We start from the raw sequence: 254 nt of genomic DNA on the forward strand, positions 1-254 counted from the left end.
AGGAAGTGAGGCAGGTAGACGAGGCTCTGCACCGTTCGTTTGAACCAGACGACCCGCGCTTCGTTCAGGAACAAGGCAAACACGACCGGCACGATGAGACCGGCGATAATTTTCATCAGCGAGATTTCGATCGTATTGCGGATCGTCCCCATCGTATCCGGCAGCTCGAAGAGGAAGCGGATATGCTCCAGCCCGACCCACTCGGAGTGGATGAAGCCCTTCGACGGATTGAAGTTCTGGAAGGCGATGACGAT

Annotated in this window: 1 pseudogene; it reads right to left on the minus strand. The window is 55.9% G+C overall.

Going from position 1 to position 254, the window contains the following annotated elements:
- Positions 1–254 (minus strand): annotated as a pseudogene (locus PA598K_RS37055) (sugar ABC transporter permease); the annotation flags it as partial.

Origin of the sequence: Paenibacillus sp. 598K, assembly GCF_003851045.1 — a bacterium.
Lineage (GTDB): Bacteria > Bacillota > Bacilli > Paenibacillales > Paenibacillaceae > Paenibacillus_D.